Source organism: Cupriavidus sp. 10L43_2 (assembly GCF_056395265.1).
Window position 1 is genome coordinate 31,873 of sequence record NZ_JBFTJE010000020.1, and the last position, 15,900, is coordinate 47,772.

At 67.9% G+C, this 15,900-nt stretch carries 13 protein-coding genes; 3 read left to right on the top strand and 10 right to left on the bottom strand.

Translation table 11 applies throughout. From position 1 onward, the window contains the following. Positions 1–24: 24 nt before the first annotated feature. Positions 25–513, bottom strand: coding sequence for a winged helix-turn-helix transcriptional regulator (locus AC1DEL_RS23295; protein WP_092300484.1), 489 nt, complete (start codon positions 511–513; stop codon positions 25–27). 118 nt (positions 514–631) lie between these two features. On the opposite strand from AC1DEL_RS23295, the gene AC1DEL_RS23300 reads away from it, so the two are divergent. Continuing rightward, positions 632–2,104 (top strand): efflux transporter outer membrane subunit, encoded by a 1,473-nt coding sequence (locus AC1DEL_RS23300; RefSeq protein ID WP_477125923.1) that lies wholly within the window; start codon positions 632–634, stop codon positions 2,102–2,104. 22 nt (positions 2,105–2,126) lie between these two features. On the opposite strand, the gene AC1DEL_RS23305 is transcribed toward AC1DEL_RS23300, so the two are convergent. The 4 genes from AC1DEL_RS23305 to AC1DEL_RS23320 form a co-directional block, all read right to left on the bottom strand. Further along, on the bottom strand, positions 2,127–3,860 hold the full coding sequence (locus tag AC1DEL_RS23305; RefSeq protein ID WP_477125965.1) for a SulP family inorganic anion transporter: 1,734 nt from the start codon (positions 3,858–3,860) through the stop codon (positions 2,127–2,129). Between the two features lie 157 nt (positions 3,861–4,017). Beyond that, positions 4,018–6,174 carry a TonB-dependent receptor family protein gene (locus AC1DEL_RS23310; protein ID WP_477125922.1) on the bottom strand — a complete coding sequence of 719 codons (2,157 nt, stop codon included), beginning with the start codon at positions 6,172–6,174 and terminating at the stop codon, positions 4,018–4,020. Between the two features lie 258 nt (positions 6,175–6,432). After that, entirely contained in the window at positions 6,433–7,344 is a 912-nt protein-coding gene (locus AC1DEL_RS23315; protein ID WP_477125921.1) for a bestrophin family protein, read from the bottom strand. 1 nt (position 7,345) lies between these two features. Continuing rightward, complete coding sequence (locus AC1DEL_RS23320; RefSeq protein ID WP_477125920.1) at positions 7,346–8,560, bottom strand: cation:proton antiporter; 1,215 nt, start codon at positions 8,558–8,560, stop codon at positions 7,346–7,348. Positions 8,561–8,769: 209 nt separating this feature from the next. On the opposite strand from AC1DEL_RS23320, the gene AC1DEL_RS23325 reads away from it, so the two are divergent. Beyond that, positions 8,770–10,182: a PepSY-associated TM helix domain-containing protein gene (locus tag AC1DEL_RS23325; protein ID WP_477125919.1), complete on the top strand. Its 1,413-nt coding sequence runs from the start codon at positions 8,770–8,772 to the stop codon at positions 10,180–10,182. 58 nt (positions 10,183–10,240) lie between these two features. Beyond that, a complete protein-coding gene (locus AC1DEL_RS23330) occupies positions 10,241–10,639 on the top strand; it encodes a hypothetical protein (RefSeq protein ID WP_441593028.1) in 399 nt (132 codons plus the stop codon). Between the two features lie 9 nt (positions 10,640–10,648). Here the strand turns inward: AC1DEL_RS23330 and AC1DEL_RS23335 are convergent, their stop codons facing one another. The 5 genes from AC1DEL_RS23335 to AC1DEL_RS23355 are packed head-to-tail and all read right to left on the bottom strand — an operon-like array spanning position 10,649 to position 15,899. Beyond that, positions 10,649–11,302, bottom strand: a complete 654-nt coding sequence (locus AC1DEL_RS23335; protein ID WP_477110643.1) for a methionine ABC transporter permease — start codon at positions 11,300–11,302, stop codon at positions 10,649–10,651. Beyond that, entirely contained in the window at positions 11,283–12,425 is a 1,143-nt protein-coding gene (locus tag AC1DEL_RS23340) for a methionine ABC transporter ATP-binding protein (protein ID WP_092300511.1), read from the bottom strand. Before AC1DEL_RS23340 ends, AC1DEL_RS23335 begins: the two co-directional genes overlap by 20 nt. Before the next feature lie 16 nt (positions 12,426–12,441). Next, positions 12,442–13,263, bottom strand: a complete 822-nt coding sequence (locus AC1DEL_RS23345) for a MetQ/NlpA family ABC transporter substrate-binding protein (RefSeq protein ID WP_092300514.1) — start codon at positions 13,261–13,263, stop codon at positions 12,442–12,444. 21 nt (positions 13,264–13,284) lie between these two features. Continuing rightward, positions 13,285–14,640 (bottom strand): LLM class flavin-dependent oxidoreductase, encoded by a 1,356-nt coding sequence (locus AC1DEL_RS23350; protein ID WP_477113619.1) that lies wholly within the window; start codon positions 14,638–14,640, stop codon positions 13,285–13,287. Then, positions 14,640–15,899 carry an SfnB family sulfur acquisition oxidoreductase gene (locus tag AC1DEL_RS23355; protein ID WP_092300520.1) on the bottom strand — a complete coding sequence of 420 codons (1,260 nt, stop codon included), beginning with the start codon at positions 15,897–15,899 and terminating at the stop codon, positions 14,640–14,642. The genes AC1DEL_RS23350 and AC1DEL_RS23355 overlap by 1 nt, the downstream gene beginning before the upstream one ends. Position 15,900 lies beyond the last annotated feature (1 nt).

Consider the following 15,900-nt stretch of genomic DNA (forward strand, 5'->3'; position numbering starts at 1 on the left):
AGGGGATGGATTCAGGGGATCGACTCAGGCCTCGGCCGAGCGCTCCAGCCGCTGGCGCAGGCGCTCGGTGGCGGCGGGGCCGGGCACGACGTGGAAATCGTGCCCGACGATGGGACGTCCGCTGGCGGCATCCACCAGCACCGGCTCGACGCGCTCGCCGGTCTGACGGTCCACCAGTTGCACGCTTTCGCCTTCGGGCGCGAGATGCCTGTTACCCCAGGCGAGCATCGCCAGCAGCACCTGGCGGAAGTCACGGCCGCGGTCCGTCAGGATGTATTCGAAGCGCGGCGGGCGCTCGCAGTATTGGCGGCGCTCCAGCATGCCCTCCTCCACCAGCGAGTTCAGGCGGCGGGTCAGCATGTTCGGGGCGATGTCCAGGTTCTGCTGGAACGCATCGAAGCGGGTGATGCCGTAGAACGCCTCGCGCAGGATCAGCACGCTCCAGCTGTCAGCGACCCGGGCAACCGTGCGGGCGATGGGGCACGGCGTCTCGCCAAGTGGCTTTTTCTGCATCTCCGGACTCCTTGAAATACACGTTGCTATCAATTTGAAAGTTAGTCTAGACTAGTCACTATCATCATGCAAGTTAGTTGATGCAATTCTCCCTAGTTGCTGTCGAAAGGTGTCCGCAATGCCGCTTCATTCGCCCCGCCCCACCCGCGCCGGTCTCCCGCGCCTTCTCTCTACCTTGATCGCCGCCGGCGTCGCCGCCACCCTCGCCGCCTGCGCAGCCGGCCCGGACTACCATGCGCCCGAGGCGAATATGCCGGCGGCCTACCCGCATGCCGCGGCCCTGGCTGCCCGCGAAGCCACCCAGCCCGCACCGTCACTGGATAGCTGGTGGCTGGGCTTCGACGATCCCGCGCTGACGCGGGTCATCCAGCGCGCGCTGGAGCAGAACCTGGATCTGGCGGCGGCCATCGCCCGCGTGGATCAGGCCCGCGCCGCCGCGCGCCGGGCCGGTGCCGAATTGCTGCCGCAGGGGTCGTTCTCCGCCAGCGTCGGCAAGCAGCGCCAGTCTCTGGAAGGGCCGCAAGGCGGGCTGGGCAGAAACCTGCCGGGCTATGACCGCAACCAGACGCTGTACAGCACGGGCGTGGGGGCAAGCTGGGAGATCGATGTGGCCGGTGGCCTGCGCCGGGGCGCCGAGGCGGCCAGCGCGGAAGCCCAGGCCGCCGAAGCCGAGCATCTGGGCGTGCGCGTGCTGGTGGTGGCGGAAGCCGCCGATGCCTACTTCCGCGTGCGCGGCGCGCAGCAACGCATTGCCATTGCACAGGAACAGGTGCGCACCAATGCCAGGCTGCTGGAGCTGGTGCAACTGCGACTGGCCGATGGCATCGGCGCCGAGCGCGAACGGGCCCAGGCGGAAGCGCAGCTCGCGCAGACGCGCGTCACGCTCCCGCCGTTGCAGATCGAACTGGAGACCCAACTCAACCGCCTCGACGTGTTGATGGGCGCGCAGCCGGGCACCTACAGCGCCGAACTGACGACGCCCACCGAGCGTATGACCGTACCGCAGATCTCCGTGGCGCAAGGGCCGGCCAACCTGCTGCAACGCCGGCCGGACGTGATCGCGGCCGAACGCCGTTTGGCGGCATCGAACGCCCAGATCGGCGTTGCCACGGCGGAGTACTACCCAAAGGTGTCGATATCGGCCCTGCTCGGTTTCGAGAGCCTGACCGCCAGCAAGCTGTTCACCGCGTCGGCATTCCAGCCCGCCGCTATCGCCGGGCTGCGCTGGAGACTGTTCGATTTCGGCCGGGTGGATGCCGAGGTGGCGCAGGCCAAGGGCGCCAATGCCGAGGCGCTGGCCAACTATCGCAAGTCCATGCTGCGCGCCACCGAGGACGTGGAGAACGCGATCATCGCGCTGACCCAGCTGGAGGTACAAAGCCGGGAACTGGCCGTGGAAGTGGCGGCCCACGCCCGCTCGCGCGGCGCCGCCGAGGAGGCCTACAAGGGCGGCGCGGTCAGCCTGTTCGAAGTCCTCGAAGAAGACCGCCTGCTATTGGCGGCGCGTGACCAGCAGGCCAGCGTGCGCGCCGACAACGCCCGCGCAGCCGTGGCGACGTTCCGCGCGCTGGGCGGCGGGTGGACGGAGTGAAAGCGCGGCCACGCTAGCCGCGTCAGCCCGGGCGCGCGGGGTCTGCCGGCAAATTCAGATAGTCATCCACTGCGCTGCCCACGGTGGGATGAAAGCGATCATTGCTGAAGACCTCGGTCAGTTCGAAGCGCCTGAGCTTGTCGCGGACCGGGTCCTTCATCTCGGCGAAATGCAGCGCGATGCCGTCCGCGCTCAGGGCGTGGCTCAGTTCGCGCAGCATGTCCGCCGAGGTGACGTCGACACTGGTGACCGGCTCGGCGGCCACCACCACGCGGCGCACCGGGGTGGGCGAGTCCGCCACCGCCTCGGTGAGCCGTTGCTGGAATTGCTCGGCATTGGCGAAGAACAGCGGCGCGTCCCAGCGAAACAGCACCAGCCCGTCGATGCGCGCCGCCTCGGGGTAGCGCTTCATGTCGTGATAGCCGCGCAGCCCGGGCACCCGGCCCAGCACCGCGAAGTGCGGCCGCCAGCCGTCCCACAGGAACTCGATCACCGCCACCACCACGGCGAGGCAGATGCCGGGAATCGCGCCGAACACAGCCACGCCGGCGAAGCACAGCATCGACAGCCAGAACTCCCATTGCTGGATGCGAAAGATGCGCTGCAGGTCCTTGAACTCGAACAGCCCGATCGCTGCGGCGATGACCACGGCGGCCAGCGCGCTGGTGGGCAGGTAGCGCAGCAGGTTGGGCGCGAACATCAGCAGCGCCGCCACGGCGATGGCGCCGACCACGCCGGTCAACTGCGTGCGTGCGCCGGCCGCCTCCGCCACCGGGGTGCGTGACGCGCTGCTGCTGATCGGAAAGCCCTGGAAAAAGCCCGCCGCCAGATTAGCGGCGCCGAGCGCCACCATCTCCTGATTCGGGTCCACGCGCATATGCGCGCGCGCCGCGAAGGTGCGCGACAGCACGCTGGTATCGGCAAACGCGATCAGCGCCACGGCGCAGCCGCCGAGCACGATCTTGACCAGATCCGCCTCGCTGAGCCACGGCACCGCAAACGCCGGCAGGCCCTGCGGAATTTCGCCGAGGATCTTCACGCCGCGGCTATCCAGATGGAACAAGGCGACCGCCAGCGTGGCCAGGATCACGGCGATCAGGATGCCGGGAACCCGCTCGAAGCGCTTGAGCAGCAGGATCACGACCAGGCTGGCCGCCCCCACCGCGAAGCTGTAGCCGTTGGTCTGGCCATCGGCAATCGCCCGGCCCAGCTCCCACAACTCGCGCAACGGCCCGGCATCCTCGATCTGGATGGCGAACAGTTTCGGCAGTTGGCTGACCAGCACGGTCAGCGCAATGCCATTCATATAGCCGTAGCGGATCGGCTTCGACAGCAGCTCGGTGATGAACCCAAGGCGCAGCAGCCCCAGCACGATGCAAAACAGGCCGGAAACGATGGCCATCAGGCTGGCTGTGGCGATGGCGCGCGCCGGATCGCCGGCGGAAGCGGTAATGACGACGGCCAGAATCGGCGCCGCCAGCGCGGAATCCGGCCCCAGCACCAGAATTCGGCTCGGGCCGAACAGCGCGTAGGCCAGCAAGGGGACGATCGTCGCGTACAGGCCATAGACGCCGGGCACGCCCGATGCCTCGGCATAGGCGATGCCCACCGGCACCAGCATCGTGGTCAGGACGAGTCCGGCAGCTAGATCGCGGGGAAGCCACGCAGGCTGATAGGCCGCGAGGGTTGCCAGTCCGGGCAACCAGCGCCGCCATGGAGAGGAAGGGGCGTCACGCGAGGCAGATGCGTTGACCATGGAGGGGTGGGCAGGCACGCCGCATGCGGCGCGATGCTTCAGCATAGGCCGGAAGTCCGCAAAGGGAAATAGGTCCTAGGCCCATGCCCACCGCGCGGCGTGCCCGCCGGGATGGGGGGCCGGGAAGCCTCCCCGGTCGCCCCATCCCGCTGGCCGGTCAGAACCCGGCGCGTGCCTGGATATAGACCATGCGCGGTGCACCCACCAGACGGCCAGCATTGCTGTCCGTGGTACGCGTGTAGTAGCGCTTGTCGAACAGGTTGTTCAGGCCGATGGTGATGTCGGTGCGCTTCATCTGCGGCACCTTGAACATCGCCTGGAGATTCCAGGTGCGGAAGCCCGGAATACGGCCCACGCTGCCATCAGGCGACTCGGCCACGGTATTGGCCAGATCCGCATACTGCGAGCTCTGGTGCGTGGTGGAGATGTTGAACGTCCAGCTACGCCAGTCGTAGCGCGCACCGATGGTGTCGGTATTGCGCGAGTAGAACGGCACGTCCAGGCCGGCCGTGGTGCCGGACTTCTGGATCGCGCGCGTGTAGGTGTAGTTGGCGTACAGGTTCAGGCCGCCGAGCAGGCTGGCGCGGTCGAAGGTGTAGTCGATCGCGGATTCCACGCCATCATGGTCGGTAGCGCCGATGTTCTGGAACGTGGCCGGGAACAGCCCAGGCACCTGCTGGATCTGGTTGTCGAACTTGATCTTGAACACGGTCAGCTCGGCACGGATGCGGCTGTCGGTCCAGCGCGTGCCCAACTCGAAGGTGCGGGCCACTTCCGGCTGCAGCGGATTGGAAGGCGTCTGGGAGTTGAGCTGGATGTTCTGCACCGGGCCGAACGATGTGCTGTAGTCCGCGAACACGGTCCACGCATTGTTCACCAGGTACGAGACGTTCACCGACGGCAGCGCCTTGTTGTTGATGCTCTCGAACTGCGTGTTGGTGCCGCGCTGCTGGCGGTTGGTATCGATGTGCTCGAAGCGCACGCCGGGTACGAAGCGCCAGTTGCCGTAGGCGATGCGGTCGTCGATGTAGACGGCATGAGCATCGGTGGCGTTGTCGAACGACGTGGTGGGGCCCGAGACGCCCGTCACCAGGCTCTGGTTGTACGCGTTGTCGTCGCCACGCTCGCGGATATACCGGTAGCCCACGGTGATGTCATGCTGGGTCGGCCCCAGGGACACGCGCTGCGTGTAGCGCGGCTCGATCCCGAAGGTGGTGTAGTTGCGCGGCTGGTGCGCAATCTGGGTGGCGCTCTGCTGCAGCGTGCTCTGGCGATAGCTGTCGTTGAAGAACGTGCGGATCTCGAATTCCTGGTCGGCGGAGATCGTGTTCACGTAGCCCAGGTCGAAGCCGGTGCGGTTGCCGCTCCAGTAGTCGTTCGGCCGGGTGTTCTGGAACGGGTCGGCGTTGTATTGCGCCACCGACAGGCCGCCCGGCGTGCGCGAGCGCACGTCGTAGTACGAGAACTTGCCGTAGACCTGCTGCGACGGCGTGATGTCGTAGGCGAACTTCAGCGCCACGTCGTTGACGTTGTCGTCGCTGCCCTTGCGCCATTCGCGGCCAGTCATGCCCGAGTACAGGAAGGCCAGGCCCAGGCCGCTCTCGAGTGTGGTGCCCACGAAGGCGTCGTACTGGGTGTTGCTGCCACCACCCTCGGTAAAGATGTTCTGGCGGATCGACGCGTCGCCGCTGATGCCCGGCCCGGTGGGAATCGGCTTGGTCGTGAAGTTGATAATGCCGCCCACGTTCTGCGGGCCGTAGCGCACCGCGCCGCCGCTGCGCACCACGTCGATGGTTTCGATATTGCCAAGGCTCACCGGCGCGAAGGACAGCTGCGGTTGCCCATAGGGCGCCACCGCCATCGGAATGCCGTCGAGCAGCACGGTGGAACGCGGGGAGTACCGGCCGGTCAGGCCGCGCACACCAATATTGAGCGAAATCGCGCTGCCGGCGGTGCCCGAGTTATCGGTCGATTGCACACCGGGGATGCGACGCATGACATCGCCGATGCTGGACGCGCCGCTCTGCTCGATCTGCTTCTCGTCGACCACGGTACGGGCGCCCGGGAAGGTCTTCACGCTGTTCTGCAGCCCGGTGCCGAGCCAGTTGCCGCTGACCTGGACCGTCTCCAGCATCCGCTCGTCGTTGCCGCCCTGCCCCGCTTGCCCGCTTTGTCCGGTTTGCCCGGTCTGGCTCTCCGCTTGCTGTGCGGAAGCCGCGTGCGGCGTCAGACACAGGACGGACACCGCAAGCGCCGTGGCGCACAGCGCGATCTGGGGAGCGGCAGGCAGCTTGCCGCAACGGCTCGACTTCATGGCTTTCATCCTTGTAACAACAACCTTACGAAAGCCCATGAATGTAAATGATAACGGTTATCGATTCGAGCCCTCCGTCTACATCCACTGCGGAATGCGGGGCCTTCCCAGGCAAAGTGTTGCCGCCGTACGACGAACGACTGCGTGTGTGACGCGTTGACCGAACAAGTGAAGTAGTAGCCCTCTTAGCGGACCAAATGTGTCGAACATGTACCTTGGGGTCGCATTGTTTTGAATGTTTGTGGTGCGAGCCCGATCTCAGGTCTGGATGAAATTCTGCTGCGCCGGCGCGGCACTTTTCGGAGCCTCGCCGATCATCTCCAGCACCGTCGATTCGATCAAGTAGGACATGGCGGTCAGCGCCAAATCATTGGGTTCCTCGCCGAACGGCTCCTCGATCTCGGCGCTGAGCGCCTCCAGCGCGAAGAAGGTGTAGGCGATAAAGCTGACGATCACCGGCGTCATCAGTCCGATCGAATCCAGCAGGCCGAACGGCAGCAGCATGCAGTACAGGTAGATGCACCGATGGATGATGACGGAGTAGGTGAACGGGATCGGCGTGCCGGCCAGCCGCTCGCAGCCGCCCAGCGCCGTGCTGAGCTGATTCAGCGACATTTCCATCGACTGGGCCAGCGGCGGCGCCAGTTGGCCGGCACGGAGTCGCTCCCCCACCCATTCACCCGCCATCAGCAGCACGATGGCGGGTCTGAACTTCGCGGCCTTGAGGCGGGCCGCATCCGCCTCGTCGAGGAACGGCGCCACATCGGGCCAGGCCTCGCTGCCGCGCAACTGATGGCGCAGCGCGTGCACGAACGCGCAGAGCCGATAGACCAGCTGGCGCGCGTCGCGCGGGTCGGCCCCGAGCGTCAGCGCCTGCCGCGTCAGCGAGCGCGCTTCATTGAGCACGCTGCCCCAGAGCGTGCGCCCTTCCCAGAAGCGCGCGTAGCTGGTGCTGTTGCGAAAACCGAGGAAGATGGCCAGCGTCAGGCCGATCAGCGAGAACGGCACGAAGTTCAGCGACACCTTCCAGTCGCCAATCCGGCCGTGGAAGGTGGTGATCAGCGCGGCAAACAGCGTGATGGTGACGAGCTGCGGGGCGATCTTGGGCAGCACCGAGCCCCGCAGGACAAACAGCATCCGGAACCAGTGCAGCGGCGGGCGGGTAATCATGTCAGGGGGCCTCGCGCAGCCGCAGCGCCGCCAGTGCCAGCGGCTTGGCGACGACGGTCGTGGCGAGGGCCATCAGCAGCAGCCCCGAGAACGCCGCCGCGCTGATCAGGCGGTTCTCGAGCAGGATGGCCAGCACCACCACCTCCATCAGCCCCTTGGTCTGGGCCAACGCGCCCAGCGTCCAGGCATCGCGCCGCCCCAGGCCGGCCATCCGCGCCGGCAGCGCCGTACCCGCCATCTTGCCCACCACGGCCACGACGGTGGCCACGGCAAACACCACGAGGGCGTCGCCGCCGGCCGTCGTCAGGTCGGTGCGCAGGCCGGTCATCAGGAAGAAGAACGGCATCAGCACCACCACCGTGGTCGGCTCCAGTTGCCGGCCGATATCGGCCGCCGCGCCCCGCGGCAGCACCACGCCGGCCAGGAATCCGCCCAGGATGTAGTGCAGGCCGATCAACTCCGATGCGCAGGCCGAGCCGAAGATCAGCACCACCACCGCAGCCAGCCGGGCGTCCGTCCCGCGCAGGCGCGGCAGGGCTGCCGCCAGCAACGGCCGAACGATCAGGAACATGGCGGCGACGTAGGCAGCCCCCGTCAGCACGAGCCGCAGCGGCGCGTGGGCCGCCTGCCCGGTGCTGGCGAGGATGCACGAGAGCACGATCCAGATAGCGGCATCGCTGACCGCCGCGCAGGCCACCGCAAGCCGGCCGGCAGTGGAATCGCTCAGGCCCATTTCCCGCAGGATGGCGCCGAGCACCGGCAGCGCGGTCACGGCCATCGACACCCCCACGGCAATCGCGAATTGCCACGGCGTGGCGGCCTCGCCCAGCAGCCCGGGCCGGAAGTGGCCGAGCCCCAGCCCGGTGCCCACGCCCAGCACGAACGGCACCAGCACGCAGCCCAGCGCGGCGCTAATGGCGATCTTCCGCAGGCCGCGCGCCTCGCCCCCGCCAATGTGCAGGCCGGACAGGAAGGCGAACAGCACCACGGCCAGCCATTGCAGGCCGGTCAGCGCGGTCAGCCGGGTGGCGCCGAACAGCGCCTGCCAGCTATCCGGCCAGAAGGCCCCGAGCAGCGACGGCCCCAGCAGAATGCCGCCCACGATCTGCATGACCACGAGCGGCACGATGCCACCCATGCGCAAGCCGCGCCACAGCAGCAGCGGTGTGCCGACGACCAGACAGGCCTGGGCGAAGAAAATCGAGGTGGGATTCATGGTCTGAGCGATGGTTGGCGCGATGCAGCGGCGATGATACCTCGCCCGCATCACGCGCCCGTCGCTCAGGCCGGCGCCTTGCGGAAGGCAATCGCGAAGCGGTCCCAGGCATTGGGGGCACCATCGATCACACGCGCCAGCGGCATTAGGTCGCAGCCGCAAACGCCACCCGGACGGTATCCTTGGCGCACGTTCTTTTCGCACGCCTCATGCCCCAAATCGCTCCCCGGCCCGCCGCCCTCGCCAGCGCGGACGCCTCGTACCGCATGCTCTGGCGCTGGCATTTCTACGCCGGCCTGTTCGTGATGCCGTTCCTGATCGTGCTGGCCGTGACCGGCACGCTCTACTGCTTCCAGCCGCAGATCGAGCCCCTGCTCTACCCGCAGTTGCTGAAGGTCGAGCCGTCCGGCGAGCGGCTATCTGCCCAGCGCCTGCTGGACCGCGCACGGGAGGCCGCGCCCACCGGGGCGACAGTCACCACCTACACGCTCAATACCGATCCCCGGGCGAGCGCCGAATTCGTCTTCCGCCTGCCTGCGGGCGGCAGCGACAGCGTCTTCCTGAACCCCTACACCGGCACCTACCTCGGCAGCCTGAGCGTGGAAGACCGCTTCATGAAGCAGGTGCGCATGATCCACCGCGCCCTGCTCGTCGGCAAGCCGGGCGAGTTGCTGATGGAACTGGCGGCATGCTGGGTGCTGGTGATGATCGCCACGGGCCTGGCGATGTGGTGGCCGCGCCTGCGCCAGCGCGGCGCGCGCGCCTTTGTGCCCGGCCCCGCCACGGGATCGCGCGGCGGATGGAAGGAAATCCATCTCGTGCTCGGCGCATGGCTGGCCGTGGGCGCCTTGGCGTTCATCCTGTCCGGTTTGCCGTGGACGGGTTCGTGGGGCAAGCAGTTCAAGGCGCTCGCCACGGCCGCGAATCTCGGCCGTCCGGCCGATGGTCAGGGCGACATGCACGCGCATGCCGCGCCACCGGCCACCGGCGCCGATCACGCCAAGCATCACCACACGATGGAATCGCTGCCGCTGGCGGACATGCCGTGGGCCGTCGGCCTGACCACCGTGCCCAGCGTGGCCCCGGCGCAGACCGCGCCGCTGACGCTGGATCAGGTCGTGGCCGTGGTGGCCGCCCAAGGCATCACCACCGGCTGCCAGGTGGTCTTCCCGAAGGCGCCCGGCGGCGTCTATACCGCGTCCTGCTTCCCTGCCGATCCGAGCGGCGAGCGCACGCTCCATATCGATCCCGCCAACGGGCGAGTCGTCAAGGATCTCCGCTTCGCCGACTACGGGCCCGTGGCGCAGGCCATCTCGTACGGCACCTCCCTGCATATGGGCCGCTACTTCGGGCTGGCCAACCAGCTTATCTGCGCGGCGATTTCGTTGGGCCTGATGGCGATGGCCATCACGGGTCTGGTGATGTGGATCCAGCGCAAGCCGGCGCGCAAGCTCGGGGCGCCGAGCCATCCCGCCGCATTGCCGCCGATGCGCGCCTGGGCCATCGGGCTGGGCCTGCTCGGCGCCGTGTTCCCGATGATGGGCGTCACGCTGCTCGCGGTCTGGCTGCTCGACCGCCGCATCGCTGGGGCGGGCGGTGTGCGGACTGCGCCGACGGTGTGACACGCCTTGCCGGGGAATTGGGGGTAAGATCGCCCCACTCCCCAGCCTTGCCTCCACCGTGGAAGACTTTCCTTACCTTGATTTCGACGCCTTGCAGCAACTGGCGCAGCGCACCGACCACGTCACCACCGACTGCACCTGCGCCGCCGACGCGCTACGCGGCTGGGCCAGCCTGCCAATTTCGTTTCCCGACGCACAACTGAAGAAGATCGGCACGCTGGTTGCCAGCGCCTATGAGGAAGCGACGTTCCAGGAGTACGACCCCGACAGCGTCGGCTTCTGGTCGCCCGAGGCCCCGGTGGCGCCGCTGTACTACCCGGCCAACCGCTGCGATGTCTGGGCCTGCACGGTCTGCGACCGCGCGTTCCTGCGCTATGTGGAAGGTGGCGGCTACTTTGTCGATCCACGCATCCGCCGGCTCACGGGCCGCGTGCTGGTCGATGCCCGCCTGGGTTGAATCGCCCGATCAGCGCGCGCGCAAGCGCCTGACCCACTGGTCGCCGGCCGCCTGTACGCCGGTGACCAGCGCAATCAGCACCACAATCACCACGACCATCACCACCGTATCGAAGCGCTGGTAGCCGTAGCGGATCGCCAGGTCGCCCAGCCCGCCCGCACCGACCGCGCCGGCAATCGCGGACGCCCCGATCAGCGAGACCACGGTGATCGTGAACCCGCCGACGATGCCCGGCAACGCCTCCGGCAGCAGCACATGCCAGACGATGTGGCGGCGCTGGCATCCCATCGCCTGGGCCGCCTCGATCAAGCCATGGTCCACTTCGCGCAGGCTCACCTCGGCAATCCGCGCGAAGAACGGCGTGGCGCTGATCGCGAGCGGCACCACGGCCGCCCAGACGCCAATCGTCACCCCTACCACCAGCCGCGTGAACGGCAGCAACGCCACCAGCAACACGATGAATGGCGTAGCGCGGAAGCCGTTGACCAGGGTGCCAGCCAGCCGATGGAAGCGCGGCGCGGGCCGCATGCCGCCCGGCGCAGTCACCACCAGCAGCACGGCGAGCGGCAGCCCGGCCAGCGCGGCGATCAGCGCGGAGGCGCCGACCATCGTCAGCGTATCGAGGAAAGCGGCCCAGAGGCGGTCAATGAGTATCGGAGACATAACCTAGCGTGGTGACGTGATGGGCGATAGCCCCGGCCGACGCCACCGCAGCCTCCAGCGCGGCGTGGGCGGGGATGGAGAGCAGCAGCGCGCCTTGCGTGTGCCCCTGAATCCGGTCGAGACTGCCATGCAGCAGCCGCACGCCGGCGCCGAACGCGGCGGCCACGCGCGACAGATCCGGCACCTCGCCGCCGGCATAGCGCAGTTCGACCACTCGATGCCAGTCCCCCGCGCCCTCCGGCTGCGCATGCAGGCGCTGCGCGATGTCCTCGGGCACGCGCGTGGCCAGCGGCGCCAGCAGCGCCCGCGTGGCATCGTGCTGCGGATTCCCGAAGACCTGCCACACCGGCCCGGTCTCGGCGATGGCCCCGCGTTCCAGCACCAGCACGCTGTCGCAGATCGCCCGAATCACGCGCATTTCGTGGGTAATCAGCACGATGGTGATGCCAAGCCGCGCGTTGATGTCGCGCAGCAGGGCCAGGATTGACTGCGTGGTCTCCGGGTCCAGCGCGGAGGTGGCCTCGTCGCAAAGCAGGATGTCGGGCCGATGAACCAGCGCGCGCGCAATGCCCACACGCTGCTTCTGTCCGCCCGACAGCCGGCCGGGGTACGCATCCGCCTTGCCGTCGAGGCCGACCAGCGCCAGCAGCGACGCCACGCGCTCCGCGATCTCCGCCCGGGGCACGCCGGCCACCTTGAGCGGCAGCGCCACGTTTTCGGCCACGGTCTTGGCGGACAGCAGGTTGAAGTGCTGGAAGATCATGCCGATCCGCCGGCGCAACGTCACCAGTTCGCCCGTCCCCAGCGTCGCCACGTCCACGCCGCCCACGGTGACCCGGCCTGCGCTCGGCGTCTCCAGCCCGTTGATGGTGCGCAGCAGGCTCGACTTCCCCGCGCCGCTGCGACCGATGATCCCGAAGATGCCGCCAGCGGGAATCTCAAGGTCAATCTCGCGCAGCGCCTCCACCGGCCCGCTCGCCGCGTGATAAGTCTTGCCCACGCCCTCGAATCGGATCGAACCCGCATTGGGCGCGGTTGTGCCTTCCGCGCGTGCCACCGGCGGCGCGCTACGCGAAGCAGTCTGGAGAAGTCCCCTGCGGAACAACGGAAAGGTGGCGGCCATCTGCACGAGTCTCCAGTCAGGGCTTCAGCCAGGGCAGGCTGTAGAGCTTGTCGTTGTTCGCGAACGAGGTGCTGAGCTGCTTGCGCACCGCCGGCGACTCCTGGTAGATCTTCACGAAGCGCGCCACGCGGGCATCGCTGGCATTGTTCTCCCGCGTCACGAAGCGGATGGCGAAGTAGGTGTCGTCGATGCCCGAGTAGAGCAGTCCGGAGCCCGCCACCTGCGGCTTGCCGGCGTTGACGAAGTGCGCCGGGTAGCCCTGCGCGAGGTCCACGTCATCGAGCGCGCGCACGAGCTGCGGCCCCTCCACTTCCACGAACTTGAGCTTCTTGGGGTTGTCCACGATGTCGTTGACGCTGCCCTTCGCGCCCACGCCATCGCGCAGCTTGATCAGCCCCGCCTTCTGCAACAGCAGCAGGCCGCGCCCCTGATTCACCGGATCGTTCGCCACGCCCACGCGCGCGCCGTCCTTGAGGTCGCCGAAGCGCTTGATGTGGGTGGAATACAGGCCGATGTTGGGCAGCACCCCAAGCGCCACGCTGCGGAACTTGTAGCCGCGCTCCTTCACGGCGTTGTCCAGAAACGCCTGATGCTGGAAGTAGTTGATGTCGAGGTCCCCGGCAGCCAGCGCCACGTTCGGCGTGGTCCAGTCGGTGAACTCGATCACCTTGACATCGAGGCCCTGCTTGCGGGCCTCGGTGGCGGCCACCTCGACCGAGTCGGCCAGCGAGCCCGGCGTGACGCCAATGGTGAGCGGCGCGGCGTGCGCGGCTGAAGAGGCGGAAGCGACGATCGCCAGCGAAGCAAACAGGGGAAGCAGCAGTGAGGATTTCAGCATGGTGATGGGCAGGATGAAGAATCAAAGGCGGCGGAACTGCGCGGCCGCGTGGCGATCTGGCAGGCGGTCGCCGTCGCCGAACAGCTTGTGGCGCAGCGACCCCTCGGCATAGGCCGTCTTGTAGCGGCCCCGGTTCTGTAGCTCGGGAACGATCAGGTCGACGAAGTGCGTGTAGCTCTCCGGCACCACGGTGCGGCTCAGGTTGAAGCCGTCGATGCCGGTCTCGTCGATCCAGGACTCGAGTTCGTCGGCCACCTGTGCGGGGTCGCCAACGATGGCGGGATAGCGTCCGCCCAGCTCGAACAGATCCAGCAGCTTGCGGCGCGTCCAGCCATGCTGGGCGGCGGTGCGCTGCGCGGACTCGATGGCGTTGCCGCCGCCATAGTCCACCGGCTCATCGAGGCCATAGCGCGCGAAGTCCACGCCCGTGCTGGCGGCGAAATGCGCAAGCCCGGCTTCGCGGCTCGCGTAGTCGCGGTACTCGGCGTGGAGCGCGCGCGCCTCCGCTTCGGTGCGGCCCGTGACCACGGCAGCGCCGGCAAAGACCTTGACGTCATCCGGGCGCCGGCCCGCCGCCACCAACTGCTCGCGCAGTGCGCTGACGGTCTTGCGTGCCGCCTCCTTGCTCGGCGGCGAGATAAACACGCATTCCGCATGGCGCGCCGCGAACTGCTGCCCGCGCCCCGAACTGCCGGCCTGGAATAGCACCGGGGTGCGCTGCGCGGAGGGTTCCGCCAGGTGGTAGCCCTCCACGTCGTAGTAGCGGCCGTGATGGACCACCTTGTGCACCCGGGCCGGATCGGCGAATGTGCGCGTGGCCTTGTCGCGCAGCACGGCGCCCTCCTCCCAGCTGCCCTCCCAGAGCTTGTAGAGCACCTCCAGATACTCGTCGGCGCGGTCGTAGCGCTCGTCATGCGGGAACTGCCCGTCGAGGCCCATGGCGCGCGCCGCGCTGTCCAGATAGCCGGTGACGATGTTCCACCCAACCCGGCCGCGCGTCAGGTGATCGAGCGTGGAGAAGCGCCGCGCCAGCAGGTACGGTGCGTCGTAGGTCAGGTTGACGGTTACGCCGAAGCCGAGGTGGCGCGTGGCGGCGGCCATGGCCGGTACCAGCAGCAGCGGATCGTTGACCGGCAGCTGGATCGACTCACGCAGCGTGACATCGACATTGCCGCGATAGAGGTCGTAGACACCGACGATATCGGCGATAAACAGCCCATCGAACAACCCGCGCTCCAGCGTGCGCGCCTGCTCCACCCAGTATTCGAGCGTGTTGTATTCCGTGGAGCGGTCGCGCGGGTGGGTCCACAGGCCGTGATTGATGTGCCCGACGCAGTTCATGTTGAACGCGTTGAGCAGGATCTGCTTGCGCGCCATCAGAGGGCTCCGTGCCGCGTCGGCAGGCGGTCGTTGAGGTAGTAGTTGCCGATGGCGTGATACTTCCATCGCACCGGATCGTGGAGGGTATGGGTGCGCGCGTTGCGCCAGAAGCGGTCTAGCCCTTGCCCGTCGAGCGTCGATGCCGTGCCGCCCAGTTCGAACAGCCGGGTGCCGGCCAGCAGCGAGGCGGTGGTTGTGGCCGCGCGCGCTTCCGCCACGGCGATGGATGCCGCCGCTACGGTCTGGGCGTCGGGGCTGCGCTGCGCCGCATCGACGATGCGCCCGGCCCGCCGCACCAGCGCCTCGGCGGCGCGGAGCCTGACCTTGACGTCACCGACCTGATGGATCGTCAGCGGATCTTCGCTGGCATGTGCGACCTTCGCATCCACCCAGGGCCGCGCATGATCGCGGATGAACGGCAACGTGGCGGCGAACGCGCCGTGCCCAATGCCAAGGTCAATGGCCGCATGCATCAGCTGCGCCACGGGACCGATGGTGGTCGGCGTCTCGAACGACGCCTGGAACGGCAGCACCCAGTCCGCCTCGACGCGCACGTTGTCGAAGGTCACCGATCCGCTACCCGTGACGCGCTGGCCAAAGCCATCCCAGTCGTCGACGATGGTGATGCCGGCTGCATCGCGCGGCACGATAGCGATGTAAGTGACCTCGCGCCCATCCTCCTGCGCCACGGCCAGCGTGGGAATCTGGTGCGCGAAGATCGCACCCGTGCAATAGAACTTGTTGCCGATCAGCCGGAAGCCGTCGCCATCCGGCACCAGCCGCGTGCGGCGCTTGAAGTCCTTGTGACCGATCTCGGCCAGCGCATTGCCGAAGCGCTCACCGGCCAGCGCCCGGGCGTAGAACGCCGCTCGCTGCGCCGCCGTGCCGCCCACGCGCAGCACTTCGAGCGCGTAGTAGTGGTTCTGCGGGATCTGGCCCAGCGAGCCATCGGCAGCAGCGAGCGTTGCGATCACTTCGGCCAGCGTGCCGTTGGACACGCCGGCGCCGCCGTGCTCGCGCGGCACAGTGATGCCCAGCAGGCCGCTGGCGCTCAGCGCGTCGAGTTCTTCCCACGGCAGCCGGCGCTCGCGGTCACGCAGCGCGGCGTCGGGGGCAAAGCGTTCCGCCAGCAGTTGCGCGGCGGCGATGGCTTCGGCGTCATCGGCAATGCGATGGGCGCGCGGCGGCGGCGCGGCCGGTGCGGGACGGCTGTCCCGATGATCGGCAGCAGGTGGAGGCGTAAACAGCAAGGTCATA